Below are 22,130 nucleotides of genomic sequence, written 5' to 3'. Positions count from 1 at the left end.
GAAGCCGGGCGCACCCGTATCCGTGGGTGCGGCCCGGCATGCCCATGCCCCGTGCCCGGTGTGCCCGTGTCCGACGATCGTGGTCCTGGTTACCATGAGACACATGGCCGACCACTCCCTCGTCCTCGACCTCGCCCTCACGATCCGGCACGACGGACACGGGGGCGTCGCCGACGACCTCGACGGAGCCGAGGGGCTGACCCGCTGGGCGCGCGAGCACGCGGCCGCGCCCGGCGCCGAGGGCTTCGTCGCGGACGACGCGGCCCTGGCCTCGGTGCGCGCGCTGCGGGCCGCCGTGCGCGCCCTGCTCGCCCACGCGGTACGGCCCGGACCGCCCAGCTCCGCCGACGCCGACCGGCTGCCGCCCGTCGAGGCGGCCCTCGATCTGGTGAACCGCGCCGCCGCGGCCGTGCCCACCGTGCCCCGGCTGGAGTGGCCCGAGGGCGCCGACCCGTACCTGGAGCGCCGCGCCGACGCGGTGCCGGACGCGGTCACGGTGCTGTGTGCCGGGCTCGCCCGGGCCGCCGTCGAGTTCCTGGCCGGGCCCGATCGCGAGAAGCTGCGGGCCTGCCACGGCCCGCGCTGTGTGCGGTACTTCCTCAAGGAGCATCCGCGCCAGGAGTGGTGCAAGCCGTCCTGCGGCAACCGCGCCCGCGTCGCCCGCCACCAGCAGCGCCACCGGGTGCCGGCGTAGCGCCCGTGACCGATCAGGCGTCCAGCGCGTCCGCCTCCTCGAAGAGATGGGCCCACGGCCGCTGGCCCCGCGTCGCGGCCTCGATGCCCGCCTCGTTGTAGCGCGCCGTCGTACGCGACCAGGCCAGATTGCCGCTCATCAGCGCCCGCATGCCCTGCACGTAGTCGTCGACATGCGCGCGCAGCCGGTCGGAGACGCCCGACCCCGCGAGCGCGGCCGTCAGCTCGGCTGCCAGCGTCTGGAAGTGCGCCACACGGGAGTTGGCGAGCCGGGCGACCTCGCGGGCGGCGCGCTCCACGGAGAGGCCGGAGCCCTTGTGCAGGATGATGACGCTGTTGTTGACGTCCCCGGCGGCCAGCTCCTTGTCCACGGACACGATGTCGTTCACGAAGATCACCACATCGGCGGTGATCCACCGCATCTCGGCGAGCGGGCTGCCGCTGTGCAGCTCCACGGGCAGCGTGTAGCGGCCGCAGCGCTCGACGAGGTCCAGACAGGGCTGTACGCCGATGGAGTCGCGGCGCCCGCGCAGGAATCCGGGCAGCGACGGCAGTCCCGTACGGGTGCGGTTGAGGGCCTCCCAGTGGTACGCCGTCAGATAGTCGCGCCAGTGGTCGCGGAAGCGCGCCTGCCACAGCAGCGGGGTGCCCTCGCTCAGGCGGCGCCACAACTGGGCGAGCGTGTCGGCGAGATGGTTGCTGGGGTCGCCCGGGGCCGGCCCCTGGTCGGTCATCGTGCGCAGCATGGTGTCGATCTGCCGGGCGACGGCGTCGGGCTGCCGCCCGATCGGGCCGTCGAACTGGTCGTCGAAGACGAAGAACCAGGCATTGAGATCGGTCGCCAGCGCGAGATCGGAATCCGTGGCGTCCGGATAGAAGTACGCCATCAGACGTTCGAGCCCCATCGCGTCGTACTCGTCCGTCGCATGCTGGCCGGAAAGCATCCCGAACTGGTGAAGCCAGTCGAGCGTGTGCTGACGCGCCACCGCGTGGCGCGGATGGCATCGCGCGGGGAAGGGGATGTCGACCAGCCCGGTGCGCGACTCGGGCCGACGCGGGGTTCCTGGGGACATCATCGCTCCGCCTCCTGCGCTCCGATGTGTGAGCAGCCTTGGGCGGAGCTGCTGTCCGGAAACCACATAGTGCGCCGCTGACCGGCACTCCACAAGCCGCGTGCGGACCGTTGCCGTGCGCCCCCTGCGGGCGCGTCAACACCGAGCAGATCCAAGAAAGTTAGTCAAGCCGACTTTGCAAGACGGTCACATCGGTGTCACGGTGCGTGTCCGAAAGCGTAGGCTCGGCCCTACTGCCAAAAGGGGACGGTTGTGGCGGACACCAGAGGCCGGCGGACCAGTGGTACGCGCAGGCGACTGTTTGAGCGGGACAATGAACTCCTGTTGATTCACGGCATGTTGGACGACTTGTGCGGGACGCGGGGTGACGTGGAGGCGGCCGCTCCATCCGGCGGCCTGCTGGCGATCTCCGGGGCGGCGGGTCTCGGCAAGACCACCCTGGTCGCCGAGTTGCGCAGAGACGCCGCCGTGCGGGGCTGCACCTTGCTGACGGCCCGGGGCGGCGAGCAGGAGCAGGGCGTGGCCTTCCACGTCGTGCGCCAGCTCGTCCAGCCCGTGCTCGCGGCCGCCGGGGAGGAGGAACACCGGCGGATACTCGGCACCTGGTACGACATCGTGGCGCCCGCCGTCGGCCTGGTCGCCGACCGCAGCGGCGGCTCGCCCGACCCGCAGGGCGTCCGGGACGGCCTCGACTGGCTGGTGACCCGGTTCGCCGTCCAGCACGCGCCCATCGTGCTCATCGTCGACGACGCGCACTGGGCGGACGACGAGTCGCTGTCCTGGCTGAGCTCGTTCGCGCTGCGGGCCGGCGATCTGCCGATCCTGATCGTGGTCGCCTACCGGCCCGAGGAACTGCCCGCGCAGGCGGGCGAGTTCCGCAGGCTGGCCGAGCGGCACGGCTCGCGGCCGCTCAACCTGGCACCGCTCTCCCCGCACGGGGTGAGTCGCCTCGTCCACGAGGTGCTGCAGAACGGCGCCGACGACCTGTTCTCCCGGGAGTGCTGGGCGCTCACCGGAGGCAACCCGTTCGAGGCGGTCGAACTGATCGCCAAGATCCGCGAGCGGGACATCAAACCGCACTACGCCAACGCCGCCGAGCTGCGCGAACTCGCCTCCTCGGCACGCGGCAGCGGACTCGTCGAACGCCTGGAGCGGCTCGGCCCCTCGCCGGTCAGACTGGCCTGGGCCGTCGCCATCCTGGGCACCTCGGTCGACCCGCACATGGCGAGCAGCGTCGCAGGCCTCGGCGTCGAGGAGTCGGTCGACGCGATCGAGAAGCTGCGCCAGACCCGTATCCTCGCCGCCCGCCAGGGCGATCCCGACCGGCTGGACTTCTTCCACCCGCTGGTCGGCACCGCCGTCTACCGCGCCATTCCGCCCGCGATGCGGGTGGCGATGCACGGACAGGCCGCCGTCTCCGTCACCGAGGCGGGCCTCGGCCCCACGGTCGCCGCCCGGCATCTCCTGGAGATGCATCCGGACAACGACCGCTGGGCCGTGCAGCAGCTGCGGGCGGCCGCGCGCGAGTGCATGCGCGCCGGTGCACCCGAGGCGGCCAAGCGCTGTCTGGCCCGCGCCCTGCGGGAACCGCCCGGTCTGGAGGACCGGGCCGAGGTGCTCTTCGAGCTCGGCTGCTCGGCGCTGCTCAGCGAGCCCGCCACCACGGTCAACCACCTCCAGGCGGCGCTTGAGGAACCGGAGCTCGCCCCCGCCCTGCGCGAGGCGATCACCTATCGGCTCGCCCAGGCGCTCGCGCACACCGACCGGTTGGGCGAGGCGGCCGAAGTGGTCGCCAATGAGGCCAGGAACTCCACCAGCGCCCGCACCCGGCTGCGGATGCAGGCCGAGGGGTTCATGTGGAACGCGTTCCGGGCCGACGAGGAGGAGTCGGCCGCCCGCTCGCGGCGGCTGGCCCGGCTCGCCGACCACATCACCACCCGCGGCATGGCCGAGCGCTACATCCTGGGGCTGCGGGCCTGGGACGCGATGGTCCGGGGCGAGCCCGCCGCCGTCGCGCTGCCGTACGCGGAGGAGGCGCTGGGCGAGGGCCTTTCCTGGACCGACGAGAACTGGGGCTTCGAGGTCCCCGTCCTGGTCGCGCTCACCTTCATGTACTGCGACCAGCCCGGCCGCGCCGACGAGCTGTTCACCAAGGGCATCGCGGAGTGCGAGAGCCGGGGCTGGCGCGGCGCCCACCTCTCGTTCGGGCTCACCCTGCTGGGGTACATCCGGTTCCGGCGCGGGCGGCTCGCCGAGGCCGAGGACCTGGTACACGGCGGGCTGCGGATCGCCGACCGGGTGGGCCAGCGCATCCCGGCCCAGTGGTTCGCCCTCGGCATCCTCATCGAGATCCTGCTGGCCCGGGGCCGGATCGACGAGGCGCAGGAGCTCTCCGACCGGTACAACTACGGCCAGGTCGTGCCCAACGCCGTGGTCTACCCCGACTCCGAGACCGTCTACGCCGAGCTGCTGCTCGCCCGCGGCCTGCGCAGTGACGCCGAACGGCGACTGCGCGCGGTCGGGCGCCGCCTGGACCGACGCAGCATGCGCAATCCCGCCTGGTGCCCCTGGCGGCCGCTGCTCGCCGAGTCACTGGCGCAGACGGACCCGGTGGAGGCGCTCGCGGTGGCCGAGGAGGGAGTGGAGCTAGCCCGCCGGTTCGGCACGGCGGGCGCCATCGGCCGGGCCCTGCACTCCGCGGCCAAGGTCACCACGGGCGCACAGAGCCTGTCGCTGCTCGCGGAGGCCGTGCACCACCTGGAGCGCTCGCCCTCCGCGTACGAGCTGGCCTGCGCGCTGGTCGACCACGGCACGGCGCTCACCCGTGCGGGTCTCCACCAGGACGCCGCCGACCTGCTGGTACGGGGCATGGAGAGCGCGGTGCTCTGCGGTGCCGACGGCTTGGCGGGCCGGGCGCGCGACGAGCTGGCCGCGTCGGGCCTGCGGCCACTGAGGCTGCGCGCCGTCGGTACGGACTCGCTCACCGCGCAGGAGAAGACGGCCGCCGACCGGGCGGCCCGGGGCTGGGCGAACAGCCGGATCGCCGAGGAGCTGGGCATCCGGGAGCGGGCCGTGGAGCTGCTGCTCTCCGGCGTCTTCCGCAAGATCGGCACGGACCTCGCCGGGTTGCCGGATCTCCTGCGGCACACCGAGAACCGGCCGGAACCGGGGGCGGCGGCCAACTGAACCGCCGCACGTGGGCCGGGGCCCGGCACGGCGCCCCGGCCACGTACCATTGGCGGCATGTCGTTCCTCCGCCGCCGCAGCTCCGCCACTCCCGCGGGCCCGGACTTCGATGTCCTGGCCATGGACCCGGGCGACTGGCCCGGAAATCTCGGTGCCGGGCTGCTGCCCGCCCCCGACGGAAGCTGCCAGGGCGTCTTCCTGCGCTACGACCTGTTCGGCGGCCGCGGTCCCTCCATGGTCATCGGCAACCTGCCGGAGGGCTCCCCGGCGCGGGACCTGGAGGACGGCCAGGTGCCGTTCGAGGTCTCCCAGCTCCTGGTGGCGCTGGAGAACGACGAGCCCATCGAGGTCGTCGGTTCCGAGGACATGCCGGTGATGCAGGGCGACAACCTGCTGATCGTGCGCCGCCTCAAGCTCTCCGAGAGCCGTATCTCCTGTGTGCAGTTCGACCGCAGCGACAATGTGCTCGTCACCATCGCCAGCTGGGACCGGCCGATCACCGACGACCTCTACGCGCTTTTGAAGCCGCTGCCCGCCGAGCTCTTCCAGCAGGGCTGAAGCCGCTCCCCGCAGGACTCTTCCAGCAGGGCCGAACCCGCAGGTCGGCGGCCCCTCCACTGGTCTGATCCACTGACACAACCCACCCGTGTGGGCGTACTCTTGACGCGCCCTCACCTGGGGTCACACAGTGTGCGCGCACCGCACCAGAGGTGAACCCCCGGCAGGAAGGGTTGTCATGACGTTCCATCAGAGGCCCCGGCTCGCGCTCGCACTGACCGCCACCGGGGCCTTCGGCCTCGCCCTGCTCGCCCCCGCCTCCCCGGCCGGCGCCCAGCAGCGGGCGACGACCGAGTGCCCCCGCGTCCTGAAGTGCGACTGGATCCCGGCCGCCTATCAGCAGAACGGCGATCCGGCCAACAAACAGGCGTACGGGAACTACGACATCGCCGACCGGCCGTCCACCAACGCCGTCAAGTACATCGTGCTGCACGATACGGAAGAGGACTACGCCGGAACGATCCGTATCTTCCAGGATCCCAAGAGATCCGTCTCCGCCCACTACGTCGTGCGCTCCTCCGACGGACACGTGGCGCAGATGGTGAAGACCAAGGACGTCGCCTGGCAGGCCGGGAACTGGTACGTCAACACGCACTCCATCGGCATCGAGCAGGAGGGCGTCGCCCTGGAGGGCGCCAAGTGGTACACGCCCGCGATGTACCGCTCCACGGCCGCCCTGGTGCGCTATCTGGCCGCCAAGTACGACATCCCGCTCGACCGCCAGCACATCCTCGGCCATGAGAACGTCCCGCCGACCACCGCCGCCGGCACCAAGAACATGCACTGGGACCCGGGCCCGTACTGGGACTGGAACCGTTTCATGGCCGTCCTCGGCGAGCCCACCCATCCGACGGCCCGGCCGAGCAGCCAACTGGTCACCATCAGCCCGAAGTTCAGTGCCAACCAACAGGCGTTCCGCGACTGCGAGAAGAACGTCGACCTGCCGGTGCAGGGCAGCAGCGCCGTCCCGCTGCACACCGAACCCTCCGCCACCGCCCCGCTGTTCGCCGACCCCGGCCTGCACGCGCCCGGCCAGCCCGGCACCAACTGCGCCAACGACTGGGGCAGCAAGGTCAGCGCCACCCAGCAGGCGGTCGTCGCCGAGCGCAGACCGGGCTGGACCGCGATCTGGTGGTACGGCCAGAAGGCCTGGTTCGAGACGCCCGAGCACGCCCGGGTGACCACCCCGACCGCCGGCTATGTCGTGCGGCCGAAGGCGGGCCGGGCCGAGGTCGCCGTGTATGGCGTCGCCTACCCCGACAAGGCCGACTACCCGGCGGACTTCACCGCCCCGCACCTCGGCACCCCGCTCCCGTACACGATCAAGGCGGGCCAGTCCTACCCGGGCGGCGGCGAGGCGCCCACCGGCTACTACTACGCGCCGACCATCGACTCGTCCCTGCCGTACGACCACACGTACTTCGCGGGCGGGAGCAAGTATGTGACCGTGCAGATCGGGCACCGGATCGGCGTGGTGAAGGCCGACGACGTGGACGTCGTGCGGGTGCGCTGAGCGCGGACGCGGCAGCGCGCTGCGCCCACGGTGTGTCGGCACCGTGCGCGCAGCGCGCTCCTTTTCCCCGGGGCCCGTCCCGCTGAGCAGGTGACGGGACGGGCCCCCGTACAGCAGCGGTCAGCGGGTCCCGACCGCCGCACGCACGGCCCGACGCGCGAGGGCGCAGTCGTCGTGCAGCCTGCGCAGCAGCAGCCGCTGCTGCTCCCCGGCCGAGGGCACACCGGGCTGCTGAGCCATCGCGCCCGAGGGCGCCGACTCGCGCATGGTGCGCTGCACGGCCGTCTCGTACGTCCGGATTTCCCGCGTCAGTACGAGCATCAGGTTCACCAGGAACGCGTCCCGCGCCGCCGGGCCGGACGCCTGGGCCGCCTGGCTGATCTGCCGCCGGGCCACCGGCGCGTCCCCGAGCACCGCCCACAGCGTCGCCAGGTCGTACCCCGGCAGATACCAGCCGGCGTGCTCCCAGTCGACGAGCACCGGACCCGCCGGCGAGAGCAGGACGTTCGTCAGCAGCGCCTCGCCGTGCGAGAACTGCCAGGCGACCGGCCGGCCCGAGTGGGCCAGACCGTGCACCAGCTTCTGCAGATCGCTCAGATCACGGTCGGTGAAGAGACCGAGCTCGTGGTAGCGGGCGATACGCGAGGCGTACTCCAGCGGCTGGGTGAACATCTCCACCGGCGGCCGCCAGGCGTTGACCCGCCCGATGGCGCCGAGGGCGGCCCTCACGTCGGCACGGGGCGGAGCCTCGACCGGGTGCCGGGTGAGGGCCGCCGCACGGCCTGGCATCCGCTCGATCACCAGCGTGCAGTTGTCCGGGTCCGCGGCGATCAGACGAGGCACCCGCACTGGTGGGCGGTGCCGGACGAACGCGCGGTATGCCGCTATTTCGTGCCTGAACCGCTCCGCCCAGCCGGGCGAGTGGTCCAGCAGACACTTGGCGACCGCCGTGGCGCGCCCGGTGGATCCGACGAGCAGGACGGACCGGCCGCTGCGCCGCAGCACCTGCACCGGATTGAACTCCGGGCAGATCCGGTGCACCGAGGCGATCGCCATCCGCAGCTGCGCGCCCTGGGGACCGGAGAGGTCGATCCTCCCGCTGGGCGGCTGGACGCCCGCCCCGGGGCGGCGCACGCCCCGGCCGGCGCCGAGCGCGGCCGGTGCGGCGTGGGAGGGGTCGAGGTACGGTCCGCCACCCGCCACCAGGTGACGGTGCGGCCGGGGCGGGGCTGACACGGAGGACGATGCTGTGTACATGGGCGAACAGATCCCTTCGTGCGCCGACAAGTTGCCTGCCACCAGCCCGGCCCGGTGGCCCTGATCCCACCCTGGGGAATGGGGTCCGCCTGCCGGGGCGGGGTGGCGCCTTCTTACCTGACACCCGACTGCGGGTGGCACACCATCTGGCGTGCCCTGGCGAACCGTGGCGAATAGTCCCACCGCATCTGACAGGGGGTTACTGTCAACTCAGCCGAGAACCTGGGGGCTTGACGTGAACGGACAACCCAACACTCGCCTGAACGACCTCTTCGGCCTCGCCGGCTGGTCCAAGGGCGAACTCGCGAGACTGGTGAACCGGCAGGCGGCCGCGATGGGTCACCCCCAACTGGCCACCGACACCTCGCGGGTGCGGCGTTGGATCGACATGGGGGAGTCCCCGCGCGATCCGGTGCCGCGGGTGCTGGCGGCTCTGTTCACCGAGCGACTCGGCCGTGTCGTGACCATCGAGGACCTCGGTTTCGACCGGCAAGGGCGCGCCGGAAAGCGGCGGGACGTCGGACCCAAGCAGAACCCCGACGGCCTTCCGTGGGCGCCCGAACGGACGGCGGCGGTCCTCACCGAATTCACGGGAATGGACCTCATGCTCAACCGACGCGGTCTGGTGGGCGCGGGCGCCGCGCTCGCCGCAGGCTCCGCACTCAGCAGCGCCATGCACGACTGGCTGCACACCGACCCCGTACTCTCGGCCGACGCCCCCATCTTCGACGATCCCCTGCACGCCGATCCCGCCGGGTACGACCGCTATGAGGCCGCCCCGATCGGATCGCAGGAGATCGCGGCGCTGGAGCGCTCGGTCGAGGTCTTCCGCGCCTGGGACGCGTCCCGGGGCGGCGGACTCCAGCGCAAGGCGGTGGTCGGCCAGCTCAACGAGGTGGGCGGCATGCTCGCCTACCGACACCCCGATCATCTCCAGCGGCGCCTGTGGGGCGTCGCCGCCAACCTCGCCGTACTGGCCGGCTGGATGTCCCACGACATCGGCCTCGAACCCACTGCCCAGAAGTACTTCGTCATCGCCGCGCACGCGGCCCGCGAGGGCGGCGACCGCCCGCGCGCCGGCGAAGCGCTCTCCCGCGCGGCGCGTCAGATGGTCCATCTGGGCCGTCCCGACGACGCGTTGGACCTGATGAAGCTCGCCAAGTCCGGTTCCGGCGAGGAGACCCTGCCGCGTACGCACGCGATGCTGCACACCATCGAGGCCTGGGCGCAGGCGTCGATGGGGCAGGGCCAGCAGATGCGGCGCACCCTCGGCGAGGCCGAGGAGCTCTTCGTCTCGGACAGGGGCGATGTGCCACCGCCCAGTTGGATGCAGATGTTCGACGAGGCGGACCTCCACGGCATGCAGGCCCTGGCGTTCCGTACGCTCGCCGACCACGACCCCAGCGTGGCCGGCATCGCCGCCCGCCACGCCAAGCAGGCGCTGGAGCTGAGGGTCAACGGCCGTCAGCGCTCCAAGATCTTCGACTACATCTCGCTCGCGTCGGCCTGCTTCATCGCCGACGACCCGGAGCAGGCGGACCGCTACGCCCGGCTGGCCCTGGTGTCGATGGGGGAGACCTCGTCCCACCGCACCTGGGACCGGTTGCGCGAGATGTACCGGCTGACCGGGCAGTACGCCGGGTACCAGAAGATCCAGGACCTGCGCGAGGAGATCCAGCTGGCCCTGCCGAAGGGCCCGGTCCGGCGGGGCAGGACCATGGGGGTCTGAGCCCCGCGCCGTCGATTCCGATCCGCCTTTTTCCGTAGACACCGCCAGTACGGCAGTTCAACTGGCTGCATCTACGGGCGACTTGTATCCGCTAAGACCGCCGGGCGTTCACGAACCGATCCGTGCCACTAGCACGCACGCGTCGTCCTCGCGGTCCGTCTCGCCGAACTCCTCGACCACCATCCGTACGCCGTCCTGGGCGGTGCGGACGGTTTCGAGGCGACCGGCGAGTTCCAACAGCCTGCGGCACCCCGACTCGTCCGAGGTGCCCCGACGGGTCAGTCCGTCGGTGTGCAGGACCAGCAGATCGCCGGGACGGAGCTGCACCTCGGCCTGTCCGTACCCGGCACCTGACGTCGCGCCGAGCAACACCCCATCAGGCGGCGTCAGGGCGCGCCCCGTCCCGTCTCGGAAGAGCACAGGGGCGGGGTGTCCTGCCTGCGCCCAGGACAGGACGCGGGTGGCCGGGTCGTACTGGCAGCAGACCGCGCTGCCGAGCGCCGGCTGGACGGAGTGGTCGAGCAGCTGGTTGAGGTGGCTCATCAGGTCGCCGGGGCGGATGCCCGCGACGGCCATGCCGCGCAGCGCGCCGAGCAGCATTGCCATGGCGCCGGTCGCGGTCACGCCGTGGCCCGTGAGATCGCCGACGGTCAGTAACGACCTGCCGTCGGGCAGTTCGAGCGCGTCGTACCAGTCGCCGCCGATCAGCGCGCTGGTGGCGGCCGGCAGATAGTGCGCGGCGATGTCGAGCGCCGCCGGGTTGCCCTGCGGGAGCCGCAACGAGCCGCGCCACGGCGGCAGCACGGCCTCCTGGAGCTCGACCGCGAGCCGGTGCTCGGTCTGCGCGATGTGCCGCTGGCGCTGGAGCGAGTCGCGCGACTCCCGTACGGCGCGCTGGCTGCGGCGCAGTTCGCTGACATCGCGCAGGACGGCCCACATCGACGCGGTGCAGCCGTCGGTGTCGAGCACGGGCTCGCCCATCATGTGCAGCGTCCGCACCCGTCCGTCGGTCCGGACGATGCGGAACTCGCCGTCGATCGGCTTCCCGTCCACCAGGCAGTCCGTCACCATCGCGGTGAGCAGCCCCTGGTCCTCCGCGAAGACCATCGACGGGAGTTCGTCGAGGGACATGGCTCCGCTCTCGGGTGTCCGTCCGAATATCTGGAAGAGCTCCTCGGACCAGTTCACTTCGTCGGTCAGGAGGTTCCACTCGGCGCTGCCGACCCTGCTGAGCAGCGATCCGGGGAGGAGCGCGTCGGCCTCGAACCCGGGCTGCTCGTCCTCTTCCTGGTCCTCGTCGTCCGGTCCGGCCTCGGGCAGCCCCTCCTTGAGCTGGTCCAGGTGGGTGCCGAGGTCGTCGAGGTGATGGACCGCCAGATCGCAGAGCGCCCGCTGCCACCGGCCGTGGGCGTCGTCGTCCACGAGCGCGTCCCGGCGCACCGCGTCGACTCCGCCGCGCAGCCGACGGGTCTGCGTGATCAGCGCGTCGACCGTGTCCCGCTCGGGAGGTTGCGGGCTGGGTCGGTCCGCGAACAGATGGGACGGCATGACGTACTCCGATACAGGCGCGGCTGTGCCAGGTCTGAATGGATGGACCGGTAACGACTGTTGCACAGCGAGCGATGCCTCGTAAGGGATTTGGCAACACTCGATACGGTGGTGCTTCTGGCATATACCGGAGGCCGACCATGCGGGATCAGCGCACCCGCCGCCGAACAGGGAAACCATGCCCGCGCGCGATCCAAACCACCCATGCGGCACCGGTGACGAGAGGCAGCGCGGTCCAGGGCAGTGCGCCCGCCCCCGCGTTCTCCAGGACCACCCCTCCGGTCAGCGAACCGGCGGCGATACCGACGTTGTACACGGTCGCCTGGAGCGAGGTGGCCACGTCCGCGTGCTCGGGGCCCGAGACATCGACCAGTGCCGTCTGGATGAGGGTCGGCGCACCCCCGAAGGCCGCGCCCCACAGGGCGGCCGCGACCGGCAAAACCCCTGGCACATGCCCCAATGTGCCGAGCGCGGCCATGACGGCGGCGATCAGCGCCAGGGCCCCGAGCAGCGTCGTGCGCAGCCTGCGGTCGACCAGCAGACCGGCCAGCCAGATGCCCGCGACGGTGGCCGCGCCGAAGACGAACAGGACCAGACTCGCCTGTCCGAAGCCGCAGTTCTCGGCGAACGGGACGAGGAACGTGTACATCGCCTGATGGCCCAGGAGCAGGAGCAGAGTCACTGAGAGGACGGTCCGGATGCCCGGCAGGGCGGCGATACGGCGCAGCGGAACCCGCCCGCCGCTCGGCTCCCCGGGGAAGTCGGGCACGTATCGCAGCGCGCAGACCGTCAGGAGCACGGCGAGGCCCGCGAGCCCCCCGAAGCTCGCGCGCCACCCCACCGCACCCGCGAGCGCCGTACCTGCCGGAACGCCCAGCGAGAGCGCGACCGTGATGCCCGCGAGCACGATCGCGATGGCACGCCCTCGGCGTTCGGCGGGGACCAGCCGGGCCCCGTACCCCGCGAGCATCGCCCAGAGCGTGCCGCCCATGGCCCCGGCGAGCAGCCGGGCCGCGCACGTGAGGACATACGAGGAGGAGACGGCGGTGACGGCGTCGGCGAGCGCGAGGCCGGTGAGCGCGCCGACCAGGACGGTACGGCGGGGCAGTCCGCGCAGCAGGGCGGTGAGCGGTATCGCGGACAGGAACGAGGCGGCCGCGTACAAGGTGACCAGGAAGCCGACCCGGCCCTCCGAGACGCCCAGACCGCCGCCCATGCGCGGCAGCAGACCGGCGGGCAGCAGCTCGGTCAGCACGGCGGTGAACGCCGTCGCGGAGAGCGTGAGCAGCCCGGGCAGAGGCGACTTGGCGGGTCGGACGGAGAGCGGCGCGGCGGTGGGCGCCGGTGGTGCGGTCGTCATACGGCCATGGTGAAACCCTCACATTAGTGTGAGGGGCAAGCCCCGGCCGCGATCTTCTCGGCGGGCAGCCACGCTGAGCTGCGCAGGGGCCCGTTCGGGGCGGGGAACGAGGTTCGCTCGCGTTCATGACATCCTGTGTCGTCACAGCTCGCCGGACAGAAAGACTGGCGGACGTCCGGGGGGCTACAGGGGAAGGTCGATGAGGCTCTGCTTTCTGGTGGAGGAGCACTACCGCCACGACGGCATGCCGGTGGAGGTGATCCGCCAACTCGACGCCTGGGGTCACCGCGTGGACGTGCTGCGTCCCGGCGGATCCCTGCTGTGCATGTCCGAGGTGGTGAACGCGGGCAGCCACGACGCCTGGGTGCTCAAGACGGTGTCCGGCGGTCCCGGTCTCACCCTGCTTGAGGCCGCCGCCTCGGTCGGGCTGACCACCGTCAACGACGCGCGCTCCATCCGTGGCGTACGGGACAAGGCCCTCGCGGCCGCGATCGGGCGCGCCCGGGGGCTGCCGATGCCGGCGACCTACGCGGCGGCCGTCCCCGAACTGCTCACCGAGATACCCGAGTCGGAGTACCCGCTGGTGGTCAAGCCCGCCGACGGGAGTGCCGGACGCGGGGTGTGCCTGGTGCCGACGCCGGACCATCTGGTGGCGATGCTGCCGGAACTGGCCGACCAGGGCATGCTCGTGGCCCAGCCGTATGTGCCCAACTCGGGCGTGGATCTCAAGGTGTACTGCGTCGGCGGCGAGCTCTACGCCACCGAGCGCTGCTCGCCGCTCCACCCCGACCACTCGGTGCGCGAGCGGCAGGTCGCGCTCCCCGCCGAAGTGGCCGCGACCGTCTCGCAGGTCGGTGCGGTGTACGGCCTGGATCTGTACGGCGTCGATGTGCTGCTCGGTCCCGACGGGCCGGTGGTGGTCGACGTGAACGACTTCCCGAGCTTCCGTCAGGTCCCGGACGCGGCGGCGCGGGTCGCGCGCGCCGTGCTGGAACTGGCCCGCCACGGCCGCCAGAGCGGACCGGGCACACCGATGTCCGCCCTGATCTCGGAGCAGCCGGGAGCGTCGGTATGAGGGCCTCGCAGCTGCCCGGAGCGGCCGGATGAGGATCGGTCTGATCACGCCCGAGCCCGGTCATCCGCTGCTCGCGGCGGCCACCGCGCTGCTCCGCCGCGACCACGAGGTGGAGGCGGTGGACCCGGCGGCCGTGGACGAGGTGCCCGGGCCGCTCGCGGATGTGTACCTGCTCAAGTCGCGCACGCCCCGCGCGCTGGCGCTTGCCCGCGATCTGGCGGGGCGCGGTGCGGCTGTGCTCAACTCCCCGGCCGCGACCGCCCTGTGCCAGGACCGCCTCGCGATGGCGGAGCTGGCCGGGCGGGCCGGGCTGCCGTTCGCCTCGACCCGCGCGTACGCCTCGGTGGCCGCGCTGGCCGACGATCCGGACGTGGCGGGTCCGGTGGTGGTCAAGAGCCACCACAGCCGCCGCCATGACCTGGTGGCCCGCGCCGACGACCGCGTACAGCTGAAGGCGCTGGCCGTCGAGTGGGCGGACGAACCGGTCGTGGTCCAGGAGTTCACGCCCAACAGCGGCTGGGACCACAAGCTGTGGGTGATCGGCGAGCAGGTCTTCGCGGCCCTGCGGCGCTCGGAACTCTCGCCCGACGGACGCGGCCCGACCCGCTCGCTGCCGCTCGCCGAGCTGCCGCCCGGCTGGGCGGAGCTGGCGTTGCGGGTCGGCGAGGTCTTCGCCCTCGACGTCTACGGCGTGGACATCATCGACGCGGGCGAGGGCGCTCCGCTGATCGTGGACATCAACGCCTTTCCGGGCGTACGAGGGCAATTGGGTGCCCCCGAAGCCTTGGCGGAACTCGCGCTGCGGGCGGGGAAGAAGTAGCCGAGCTCAGCCGACGCGTACGGGCACATCCGCCGGAAGCGTCGTGTTCCAGGCCGTGATCACCGGCCGGTCGTGCTCCGTCCCCAGCCGGGACACGGCGCCGGTGCCGAGCAGGAACAGCGATCCGGCCGAGGCGGGCAGCCCCAGGTAGCGGGCGGTGAGCACGCGCAGGAAGTGGGAGTGGGCGACCAGTACGACGTCGTCGTCGCAGGAGGTGAGCGCGGCCCGTGCCTCGGCGAGGACGCGGTCGGCCCGCTCGCCGACCTCCTCGGCCCGTTCGCCCGGGTGGGCGGCGGGCCCGGCGGCGACGCCGTCCGTCCAGAGGTTCCAGTCGGGGTGGGTGCGCTGGATCTCCGGGGTGGTGACGCCTTCGTAGCCGCCGTAGTCCCACTCGCTCAGATCGGGCCGCACCCGCAGGTCCGTGAGCCCGGCGAGCTCGGCGGTGCGCCGGGCCCGGGCCGCCGGGCTGACCAGGACGAGCCCGATCCGGCGCCCGGTGAGCAGTGGCGCCACCGCCCGGGCCTGGGCCTCGCCGTGCTCGGTGAGGGGCAGGTCGGTGTGGCTGGTGTGCTGCCCGGTCAGGGTCCAGGCCGTCTCGCCGTGCCGTATCAGGATCAACTCGCCCATGGGTGGTTCCCGTCCTCCGCGACCGGCCCGCCGGGCTCGTCCCGTCGGGCCGCTAGGGGACAACCATGCCGGACCGGGTGCGCATTCCGGCAGGTGAGCAGGCGAGACGGAGATCACCGCCGACGCCCGGGAGCTACTGGGCGAGGAAGTCGCGTACGCCCTGTGAGACGCCCTCTCTCCGGGTTGATCACCTCGTCGCAGTTCGACCACCAGGTCGCGTACCGGACGGAGCCCGGCGTCTCGTCGCCGTCGGCCAGCCGCCTCTGTACGTACGAGCCCGGTGTCATGTCGCGGCAGGCCTGGGACCACAGCGCGCAGGCCCACGCGGTCGGCGTGCCATGGTTGGGGCCCGCGAGCGAGGCCCAGTGGGCGACGGTCGCGGTGCCGCCGCCGAACTTCACGTACCAGCGGGTCACCAGGCTCCCGAAGGAGTGCGCCCCGTCAGTTGCCCGGCACCGGCAGTGGGTTGGCCGCGCAGGTCGTGTCCGTCGCTGGGATCTTGTCGTCGAGGAAGTAGTCGTTGACGAACGTGTCCACGCACGCGTTGTGGTTCCGGTACTGGCCGTGGTCACCGCCCCCGACGACCGTCACCAGCCGGGACGTGGGCAGGGCGCGGTGGGCCCGCACCGCGGCCTCGTAGTACGTGGCCGGGTCGTGCGTGGAGTTGAGCATCAGGACGGGCGGCAGGTTCTTGCCCGTGACCTTGATGTGCGGCGCCGGCGAGTGCGGCCAGGCGGCGCAGATCGAGGTGAACGTCAACTCGCGGGCGCCCGCCAGCGGATAGTCGCGCGTGGCCTTGGCGCTGTCGCGGATCCAGTCGCGGCTGCTGCGGTCCCACGGGGTGTCGCCGCAGGTCACCGAGAAGAAGTCGGCGAAGAAGCCGGCGTTCATGGGGTGCTGGAGCTGCTCCGCGATCGCCTTGCGGGCGGCCGCAGGCGCGGCGTCGGGGTGCTCCAGGACTTCGAGCGCGGTGGCGAAGTCCGCGAAGTTGTCCTTGGCGTTGTACATCGCGCCGGTCGTGGCCACGTCCAGGTGGTTGGGGGTGACCAGGGTGCCTTCGAGGTCGAGCGGGTGGTCGTGCAGCGCCTTGCGCAGCCGCTCGTAGCTCGCCTTGGCCTCGGCCGGGGTGCGGCCCTGGTGGTAGGTGGCGTCGTTCTTCGCCAGCCACGGCAGGAAGTCCTGTTCGTAGCGGCGCTGGAAGCTGAGCGGCTGCCCCTTGAGGAACGACTGCCAGTCGCCGCTGAAGTCGATGTTGCTGTCCAGGACCATCCGCTCGACCCGGCCGGGGAACTCGGTCGCGTAGTACGCGCCGAGGAAGGTGGCGTAGGACGGGCCGTAGTACGAGATCTTGTCGACGCCCAGCAGCGCGCGGTAGAGATCCATGTCGCGGGTGGCCTGGTCGGTGGTGATGTACGGCAGCAGATCGCCCGAGGTGCGCCGGCAGTCCCGTACGAACGCGCGGGCCCGCTCGAAGGTCTGACGGATCGCCTGGTCCGAGCGGTCGCGCAGGTCGCCGCTGGTGAAGAACGAGTCCACCGTGGCCTGGTCCGAGCAGACGACCGGTGTGCTGCCGTTGCCGCCGACCCCGCGCTGGTCGAAGCCGACGATGTCGTACGCGGCCGCCAGCGTCGGCTCGTCCCTGGCGAGGCCGGCGGGCCGCTTCAGGCCGGAGGCGCCCGGGCCGCCCGCGGCCATCATCAGGACGCCCTTGCGCGCGCCGGTGCCGGTCGCGCGGTGGCGGGACACCTCGACGGTGATCGCCGGTGAGGTGTCCGCGTGGTGCCAGTCGCGCGGCACGGACATGGCCGCGCACTCCAGCGCGCCGGACACGCAGGACGTCCAGTCCAGCTTCTGCTTCAGATAGCGGTCGGGCACCTGCGCGGCGGTGCCGGACGTGCGCGCGGTCGAGGCGTTGGCCGTGGCGAGCGGCAGTGTCGCCGCCACGAGGAGCCCGGCCGTGGCGGCCAGCGACCACCGCGCCGCGTTCCTGAACTTGCTCATGTGTACTCCCCCGTCGGGTCGATCGAACGTATCGATCCTCCTGCGGGGGAGGGGGCGCGATCGATCCCGCAGGCACCCGAATCGGGGGTGGCACTAGTACCACCGGACAGGTGTTCAGCGCTCGGCGAGCGTGTTCCAGAACATCGACTCGTACGTCTGGAGCAGCCTGCCGTACCGTCGGGCCAGCTCGACGTCGGCCTCGCTGTGGACCCCCGAGGCGACGGCCGCGAGTGCCTGGCGTTCGAGGTCGGGGGCGGGCTGTGCGAAGAAGTCGAAGAAGCCGCACGCCTCGTCCGAGAAGCCGTACCGGGAGCGCAGCGACTCGGCCACGGTGGCGCAATAGCCGCCCCACGCCGCGAAGTTGGCGGTGAGCGCGAGCGCCACGAGCGGCGGCTCGGCGTTCAGTGCCAGCCATGCCACGTACGCGGGGTAGGCCTGGCAGCCGGGCAGTGGCTCGTACCGCTCGACGGCGTCCGCGTCGATCCCGCAGGCGCTCTCGTATGCGCCGAGCCGGTCGAGCGCCAGCGTCTCGCCGGTCGCCAGCGCGCCGAAGAACTCCGCGCACGCCGAGTTCCCGGCGCCCGCCGCGCGGTCGGCGAGGAAGGAGAAGGCGCGCAGGTCGGAGGCGATGATGTGGCGCTGCTCAAGGGCGAGTGCGGCCAGTGCGGTCGGCGTGGCCGTGCCCGAGGCGATCAGCGGGACCAGCCGGTTGGCGTCCTTGTCCGGCGCGAGCTCCGCCGTGACGCTCTCCACCAGTTCCCGGGTCGTGTCTGCCATTCGGGGCCCCCTTTGTTCCGGTCGCGCTCGCGATGGTCGCCCCCAGCCTCTCACCGCGATGTGCTCCGAAGCAGCCGAATGGGGTGGATTTCCACCCTGTCGTCCCGCACGGGTGATTCGGCCGAACTCTGCGTAGACTACTTAGCTGCCTTGGGCATGTAGTGGAGATCGGCAAGACGGACTCTTCGCTTGCGAGGTTCACCCATGACCGAATCTGTCTCCTTCCCCCAGGACCGCACCTGCCCCTATCACCCGCCCGCCGGGTACGAACCGGCGCGCCAGGAGGGCCCGGTCGGGCGCGTGACGCTCTTCGACGGCCGGTCGGTGTGGTTCGTGACCGGCCACGCCGAGGCACGCGCGCTGCTCGTCGACCCCCGGCTCTCCTCCGACCGCCTCGACCCCGGCTTCCCGCTGCCCATGGAGCGGTTCACGGCGCTGCGCCGACGCCGGACCGAACTCCTCGGGGTCGACGATCCCGAACACAACACCCAGCGCCGCAAGGTCATCCCCGGCTTCACCCTCAAACGTACGGCGGCGCTGCGGCCGATGATCCAGCAGACCGTCGACGACCTGCTGGACACGATGGTGGCCAAGGGCCCGCCCGCCGACCTGGTCACCGCGTTCGCGCTGCCGGTGCCGTCGATGGTGATCTGCGCGCTGCTCGGTGTGCCCTACGACGACCACGACTTCTTCGAGGTGCAGTCCCGGCGGCTGCTGCGCGGGCCGGAAGCGGCCGACACGGACGACGCCCGGGAGCGACTGGACGCGTATCTGGGCGAGTTGATCGACCGAAAGGTCCGCGAGCGCGGCGACGGGCTGCTCGACGAGCTCATCGACGATCAGCTGAACACGGGCGGCATGGACCGCGAGGAACTGGTCAGGATGGCCGTCCTGCTGCTGGTCGCGGGCCATGAGACCACCGCGAACATGCTCTCGCTCGGCACCTTCACGCTCCTCGAACACCCCAAGCGGCTGGCGGAGTTGCGGGCCGATCCGTCGCTGATGCCGACGGCGGTCGAGGAGCTGATGCGGTTCCTCTCCATCGCCGACGGGATACTCCGGGTGGCCGGGGCGGACATCGAGGTGGCCGGTACGACCATCCGGGCCGGTGAGGGCGTCATCCTCGCCACCTCCGTGATCAACCGGGACGCCTCGGTCTACCCGGAGCCTGACACCCTGGACTGGCACCGCTCGGCCCGCCACCACGTGGGGTTCGGGTTCGGTATCCACCAGTGCCTCGGGCAGAACCTGGCGCGGGCCGAGATGGAGATCGCGCTGGGCACCCTCTTCGCCCGGCTGCCGGATCTGCGCCTCGCGGCGCCCGCCGACCGCATCCCGTTCAAACCCGGCGACACGCTCCAGGGAATGGTGGAACTCCCGGTCTCCTGGTAGCCGAGTGGGAGAGTGATTCGATGGACATCAGCATCAACAAGGACGTCTGCATCGGTTCGGGCCAGTGCGCCCTGACGGCACCGAAGGTGTTCACCCAGGACGACGACGGATTCAGCGAGTTGCTGCCCGGCCGCGCGGACGGCGGGGGCGACCCCATGGTCCGCGAGGCGGCCCGCGCCTGCCCGGTGCAGGCCATCGCGCTCGGGGAGTGAGTGCTCCGGCGGTACGGCGCGGCGCCGTACCGCCGGGCACGGCGCTCAGTTGTCGGTGCGCCGCAGCCGTACCACGGGAATGTCGCGCTCGATCCGCCGGTCGTACTCCTCGTAGGGCGCGTACAACGCCACCAGCCGCGGCCACACCCGGGCCTTCTCCTCGGGGGAGAGCGTCTCGGCGCGGGCCGCGAACCGCTGGGTGCCGACCCGGACCCTGACGTCCGGCTCGGCCACGATGTTGAGGTACCAGAGCGGATGTGTCGGAGATCCGCCCTTGGATCCCACGACCAGATAGTCGTCGCCGTCGCGCCCGTAGATCAGCACGGTGCGGAGTACGGTGCCGGAGCGCCGGCCGACGTAGTCCATGAGCAGACAGGGCGCGCCCTCGAAGGTGGTGCCCTCCGTCCCGCCGGACTCCGCGTACAACCGGGCCTGTTCGGCGCCCCAGTTGTGGGGGCTGACCTCCGCGTCGTCGCCGTCGCCGGGTATCAGAGCCACTGTTTCCTCCTTGCCGGGGGTGAGTCGGCTCCCAGCCTGCCGTACGGGAACGCGGGCGTCACCCACCCGTGGTGGAGCCCGGCCGGAGGATCATGAGGACGGTGACCACGGCCCACAGGAGGTTGAACACGCCGGTGAACATGGCCAGTTGGACGGTCCGGCGTACATCGGTGGCCGTTTCCGGACCGCCCGTGGCCGTCGCCTCCAGCTCCGTCAGGATCGCGTCCTGGCGCGGCAGTACGAGGGCTATCAGCGCGCCCGCCGCGACCGTGGTCAGGACGATCGAGACGATGATCCAGGTGTCGCCGAGGATGCCCATGTTCTTCGCCGTGGCGAACCCGAACACCGGCACGGCGACGCCCACGGCCGCGTAGACCCGGCAGATCCGGTGCAGCAGCCGCACCGGCGCCAGTGCCTGGGCGTCCGTGGGATCGGCCAGCGCGCGGCGGGCGGTCGGCGGGAACATGCTGGCGGCCACCGCGACCGGCCCGATGGCCAGGATCGCGAACAGGATATGGACGGTGAGCAGGAACTTCGTCACGGGTCGCGCGCTTTCGTACGGGTGGAAGGCCGCCGGCCGGGGGCCCCGGCCGAACGCTATGCCGTCCGTGCGAAGTGGAGAAAGTGGCGAGAGTGCCAGCATCCAACGGGTTCTCGCCAAAGGGCGTGAGGTTCCGGGGTGCCCCACGGGCTGGCGGTGCCGAATCCTAGGATGACGGAAGATCGCTTCCGTTCGGAGCGATCGTCTTGGAGCGATCACCCGCCCGGCGCCGGAGGTTTCCCTTGAACCAGCTGGACCAGCAGTTCGTCACCGTCGTCACCGGCGGCAGCCGAGGCATCGGCGCCGCGGTCTGCGCCCGCCTGGCCGCCGACGGCCACGACGTCGTCATCGGCTACCGCACCGACGCCACCGCCGCCGCAGAGGTCGCCGAACAGATCCGCGCGACGGGCCGGCGTGCTCTGGTCGTACGCGTCGACACGGCCGACGAGGACTCGGTCGACCGGCTCTTCGACGCCGCCGCCGAACTCGGCCCGGTCACCGGCCTCGTCAACAACGCGGGGGTCAGCGGCCCCAACGGCCGTCTCGCGGACGCCGACGCGCAGGGCATGCGCCGCGCCATCGACGTCAATGTGCTCGGCTATCTGCTGTGCGCCCGCCGCGCCATACGCGACATGGCCGGGCGTGGGGCCGGGGCCATCGTCAACATCTCCTCGGCCGCCGCCACCCTCGGCAGCCCCGGGCAGTATGTGCACTACGCGGCGACGAAGGCGGCCGTCGACGCCATGACCGTGGGCCTCGCCAAGGAGGTCGCGACCGACGGCATCCGCGTCAACTGCGTGGCGCCGGGCATCATCTGGACCGAGTTCCACGAGGACCCGCAGCGCCCCGCGAAGCTCGCCGACACCATCCCGATGGGCCGGGCCGGACGGCCCGAGGAGATCGCCGGAGCAGTCTCGTGGCTGCTGTCCCCGGACGCCTCGTACGCCACGGGGACGGTCATGCGGGTGGCGGGCGGAATGTAGTCGCGCCGGGCCCCCGGCTCAGGTGATCGGCCCCGGCGAGGGCATGGGCTCGGGCACGGGGTCGGGTCCCGGCGGATGCGGTACGGGGTCGGGCTCCGGGACCGGCAGCGGCCCGGGCAGCGGTCCCGGCCCGGGTGCGGGCGGCCCGGGCGCCGGGCCGGGGTGGCCCTCGCCGGTGGCGCACGACCAGCGGGAGCGTTCCGTGCCGGGCGCGCCGCTGGGGTACACGGCCGCGGTGGAGCTCTCCTCCGACCGGCTGCTGCGCAACAACAAGCAGAAGGCGAAGA

The 22,130-nt window shown here is 71.9% G+C and carries 20 protein-coding genes; 10 read left to right on the top strand and 10 right to left on the bottom strand.

The window, feature by feature from the left end; genetic code table 11:
• Window positions 1-103: 103 nt before the first annotated feature.
• A complete protein-coding gene (locus BG418_RS22935; protein WP_188275854.1) occupies window positions 104-694 on the top strand; it encodes an ABATE domain-containing protein in 591 nt (196 codons plus the stop codon).
• Window positions 695-707: 13 nt separating this feature from the next.
• Here BG418_RS22935 and BG418_RS22930 read toward each other — a convergent pair whose 3' ends face one another.
• Window positions 708-1,769: an isoafricanol synthase gene (locus BG418_RS22930; RefSeq protein WP_188275853.1), complete on the bottom strand. Its 1,062-nt coding sequence runs from the start codon at window positions 1,767-1,769 to the stop codon at window positions 708-710.
• Between the two features lie 333 nt (window positions 1,770-2,102).
• Between BG418_RS22930 and BG418_RS22925 the strand changes: the two genes are divergently transcribed.
• The 3 genes from BG418_RS22925 (at window position 2,103) to BG418_RS22915 (ending at window position 7,023) form a co-directional block, all read left to right on the top strand.
• Complete coding sequence (locus BG418_RS22925; protein WP_188275852.1) at window positions 2,103-4,952, top strand: AAA family ATPase; 2,850 nt, start codon at window positions 2,103-2,105, stop codon at window positions 4,950-4,952.
• A gap of 57 nt (window positions 4,953-5,009) precedes the next feature.
• Window positions 5,010-5,510, top strand: coding sequence for a hypothetical protein (locus BG418_RS22920; RefSeq protein WP_188275851.1), 501 nt, complete (start codon window positions 5,010-5,012; stop codon window positions 5,508-5,510).
• 178 nt (window positions 5,511-5,688) lie between these two features.
• Window positions 5,689-7,023, top strand: coding sequence for an N-acetylmuramoyl-L-alanine amidase (locus BG418_RS22915; RefSeq protein WP_188275850.1), 1,335 nt, complete (start codon window positions 5,689-5,691; stop codon window positions 7,021-7,023).
• Between the two features lie 120 nt (window positions 7,024-7,143).
• On the opposite strand, the gene BG418_RS22910 is transcribed toward BG418_RS22915, so the two are convergent.
• A complete protein-coding gene (locus tag BG418_RS22910; protein ID WP_188275849.1) occupies window positions 7,144-8,280 on the bottom strand; it encodes an aminoglycoside phosphotransferase family protein in 1,137 nt (378 codons plus the stop codon).
• A 235-nt stretch (window positions 8,281-8,515) separates the two neighbouring features.
• On the opposite strand from BG418_RS22910, the gene BG418_RS22905 reads away from it, so the two are divergent.
• On the top strand, window positions 8,516-10,009 hold the full coding sequence (locus tag BG418_RS22905; RefSeq protein WP_188275848.1) for a hypothetical protein: 1,494 nt from the start codon (window positions 8,516-8,518) through the stop codon (window positions 10,007-10,009).
• 108 nt (window positions 10,010-10,117) lie between these two features.
• Here BG418_RS22905 and BG418_RS22900 read toward each other — a convergent pair whose 3' ends face one another.
• Both BG418_RS22900 and BG418_RS22895 read right to left on the bottom strand, forming a co-directional pair.
• Window positions 10,118-11,557: a PP2C family protein-serine/threonine phosphatase gene (locus BG418_RS22900; protein WP_188275847.1), complete on the bottom strand. Its 1,440-nt coding sequence runs from the start codon at window positions 11,555-11,557 to the stop codon at window positions 10,118-10,120.
• Window positions 11,558-11,705: 148 nt separating this feature from the next.
• Window positions 11,706-12,917 carry an MFS transporter gene (locus BG418_RS22895; RefSeq protein WP_188275846.1) on the bottom strand — a complete coding sequence of 404 codons (1,212 nt, stop codon included), beginning with the start codon at window positions 12,915-12,917 and terminating at the stop codon, window positions 11,706-11,708.
• Window positions 12,918-13,116: 199 nt separating this feature from the next.
• Here BG418_RS22895 and BG418_RS22890 point away from each other — a divergent pair, with 199 nt between their 5' ends.
• Window positions 13,117-13,992: a RimK family alpha-L-glutamate ligase gene (locus tag BG418_RS22890; protein ID WP_188275845.1), complete on the top strand. Its 876-nt coding sequence runs from the start codon at window positions 13,117-13,119 to the stop codon at window positions 13,990-13,992.
• A 28-nt stretch (window positions 13,993-14,020) separates the two neighbouring features.
• Window positions 14,021-14,812 carry a RimK family alpha-L-glutamate ligase gene (locus tag BG418_RS22885; protein WP_188275844.1) on the top strand — a complete coding sequence of 264 codons (792 nt, stop codon included), beginning with the start codon at window positions 14,021-14,023 and terminating at the stop codon, window positions 14,810-14,812.
• A 6-nt stretch (window positions 14,813-14,818) separates the two neighbouring features.
• On the opposite strand, the gene BG418_RS22880 is transcribed toward BG418_RS22885, so the two are convergent.
• From BG418_RS22880 to BG418_RS22865, 4 genes are all read right to left on the bottom strand, one after another.
• On the bottom strand, window positions 14,819-15,439 hold the full coding sequence (locus BG418_RS22880; RefSeq protein ID WP_188275843.1) for a histidine phosphatase family protein: 621 nt from the start codon (window positions 15,437-15,439) through the stop codon (window positions 14,819-14,821).
• Window positions 15,440-15,552: 113 nt separating this feature from the next.
• On the bottom strand, window positions 15,553-15,855 hold the full coding sequence (locus BG418_RS22875; RefSeq protein WP_223185306.1) for a hypothetical protein: 303 nt from the start codon (window positions 15,853-15,855) through the stop codon (window positions 15,553-15,555).
• Between the two features lie 25 nt (window positions 15,856-15,880).
• A complete protein-coding gene (locus BG418_RS22870) occupies window positions 15,881-17,440 on the bottom strand; it encodes an alpha/beta hydrolase (RefSeq protein WP_188275842.1) in 1,560 nt (519 codons plus the stop codon).
• Between the two features lie 114 nt (window positions 17,441-17,554).
• Window positions 17,555-18,217 (bottom strand): transcriptional regulator, encoded by a 663-nt coding sequence (locus BG418_RS22865; protein ID WP_188275841.1) that lies wholly within the window; start codon window positions 18,215-18,217, stop codon window positions 17,555-17,557.
• A gap of 204 nt (window positions 18,218-18,421) precedes the next feature.
• Here BG418_RS22865 and BG418_RS22860 point away from each other — a divergent pair, with 204 nt between their 5' ends.
• Window positions 18,422-19,609, top strand: coding sequence for a cytochrome P450 (locus tag BG418_RS22860; RefSeq protein ID WP_188275840.1), 1,188 nt, complete (start codon window positions 18,422-18,424; stop codon window positions 19,607-19,609).
• Between the two features lie 20 nt (window positions 19,610-19,629).
• Window positions 19,630-19,821: a ferredoxin gene (locus BG418_RS22855; protein ID WP_188275839.1), complete on the top strand. Its 192-nt coding sequence runs from the start codon at window positions 19,630-19,632 to the stop codon at window positions 19,819-19,821.
• A gap of 45 nt (window positions 19,822-19,866) precedes the next feature.
• On the opposite strand, the gene BG418_RS22850 is transcribed toward BG418_RS22855, so the two are convergent.
• Window positions 19,867-20,310, bottom strand: coding sequence for a nitroreductase family deazaflavin-dependent oxidoreductase (locus BG418_RS22850; RefSeq protein WP_398999962.1), 444 nt, complete (start codon window positions 20,308-20,310; stop codon window positions 19,867-19,869).
• A 67-nt stretch (window positions 20,311-20,377) separates the two neighbouring features.
• The gene (locus tag BG418_RS22845) at window positions 20,378-20,860 is read right to left on the bottom strand and encodes a DUF2269 family protein (protein WP_188275838.1); all 483 of its coding nucleotides are present in this window, start codon (window positions 20,858-20,860) and stop codon (window positions 20,378-20,380) included.
• 251 nt (window positions 20,861-21,111) lie between these two features.
• Here BG418_RS22845 and BG418_RS22840 point away from each other — a divergent pair, with 251 nt between their 5' ends.
• A complete protein-coding gene (locus BG418_RS22840) occupies window positions 21,112-21,843 on the top strand; it encodes an SDR family NAD(P)-dependent oxidoreductase (RefSeq protein ID WP_188275948.1) in 732 nt (243 codons plus the stop codon).
• Window positions 21,844-22,130 lie beyond the last annotated feature (287 nt).

Source organism: Streptomyces sp. CBMA152, from assembly GCF_014596475.1.
Lineage (GTDB): Bacteria > Actinomycetota > Actinomycetes > Streptomycetales > Streptomycetaceae > Streptomyces.
This window is presented reverse-complemented; position numbering and strand designations above follow the sequence as displayed.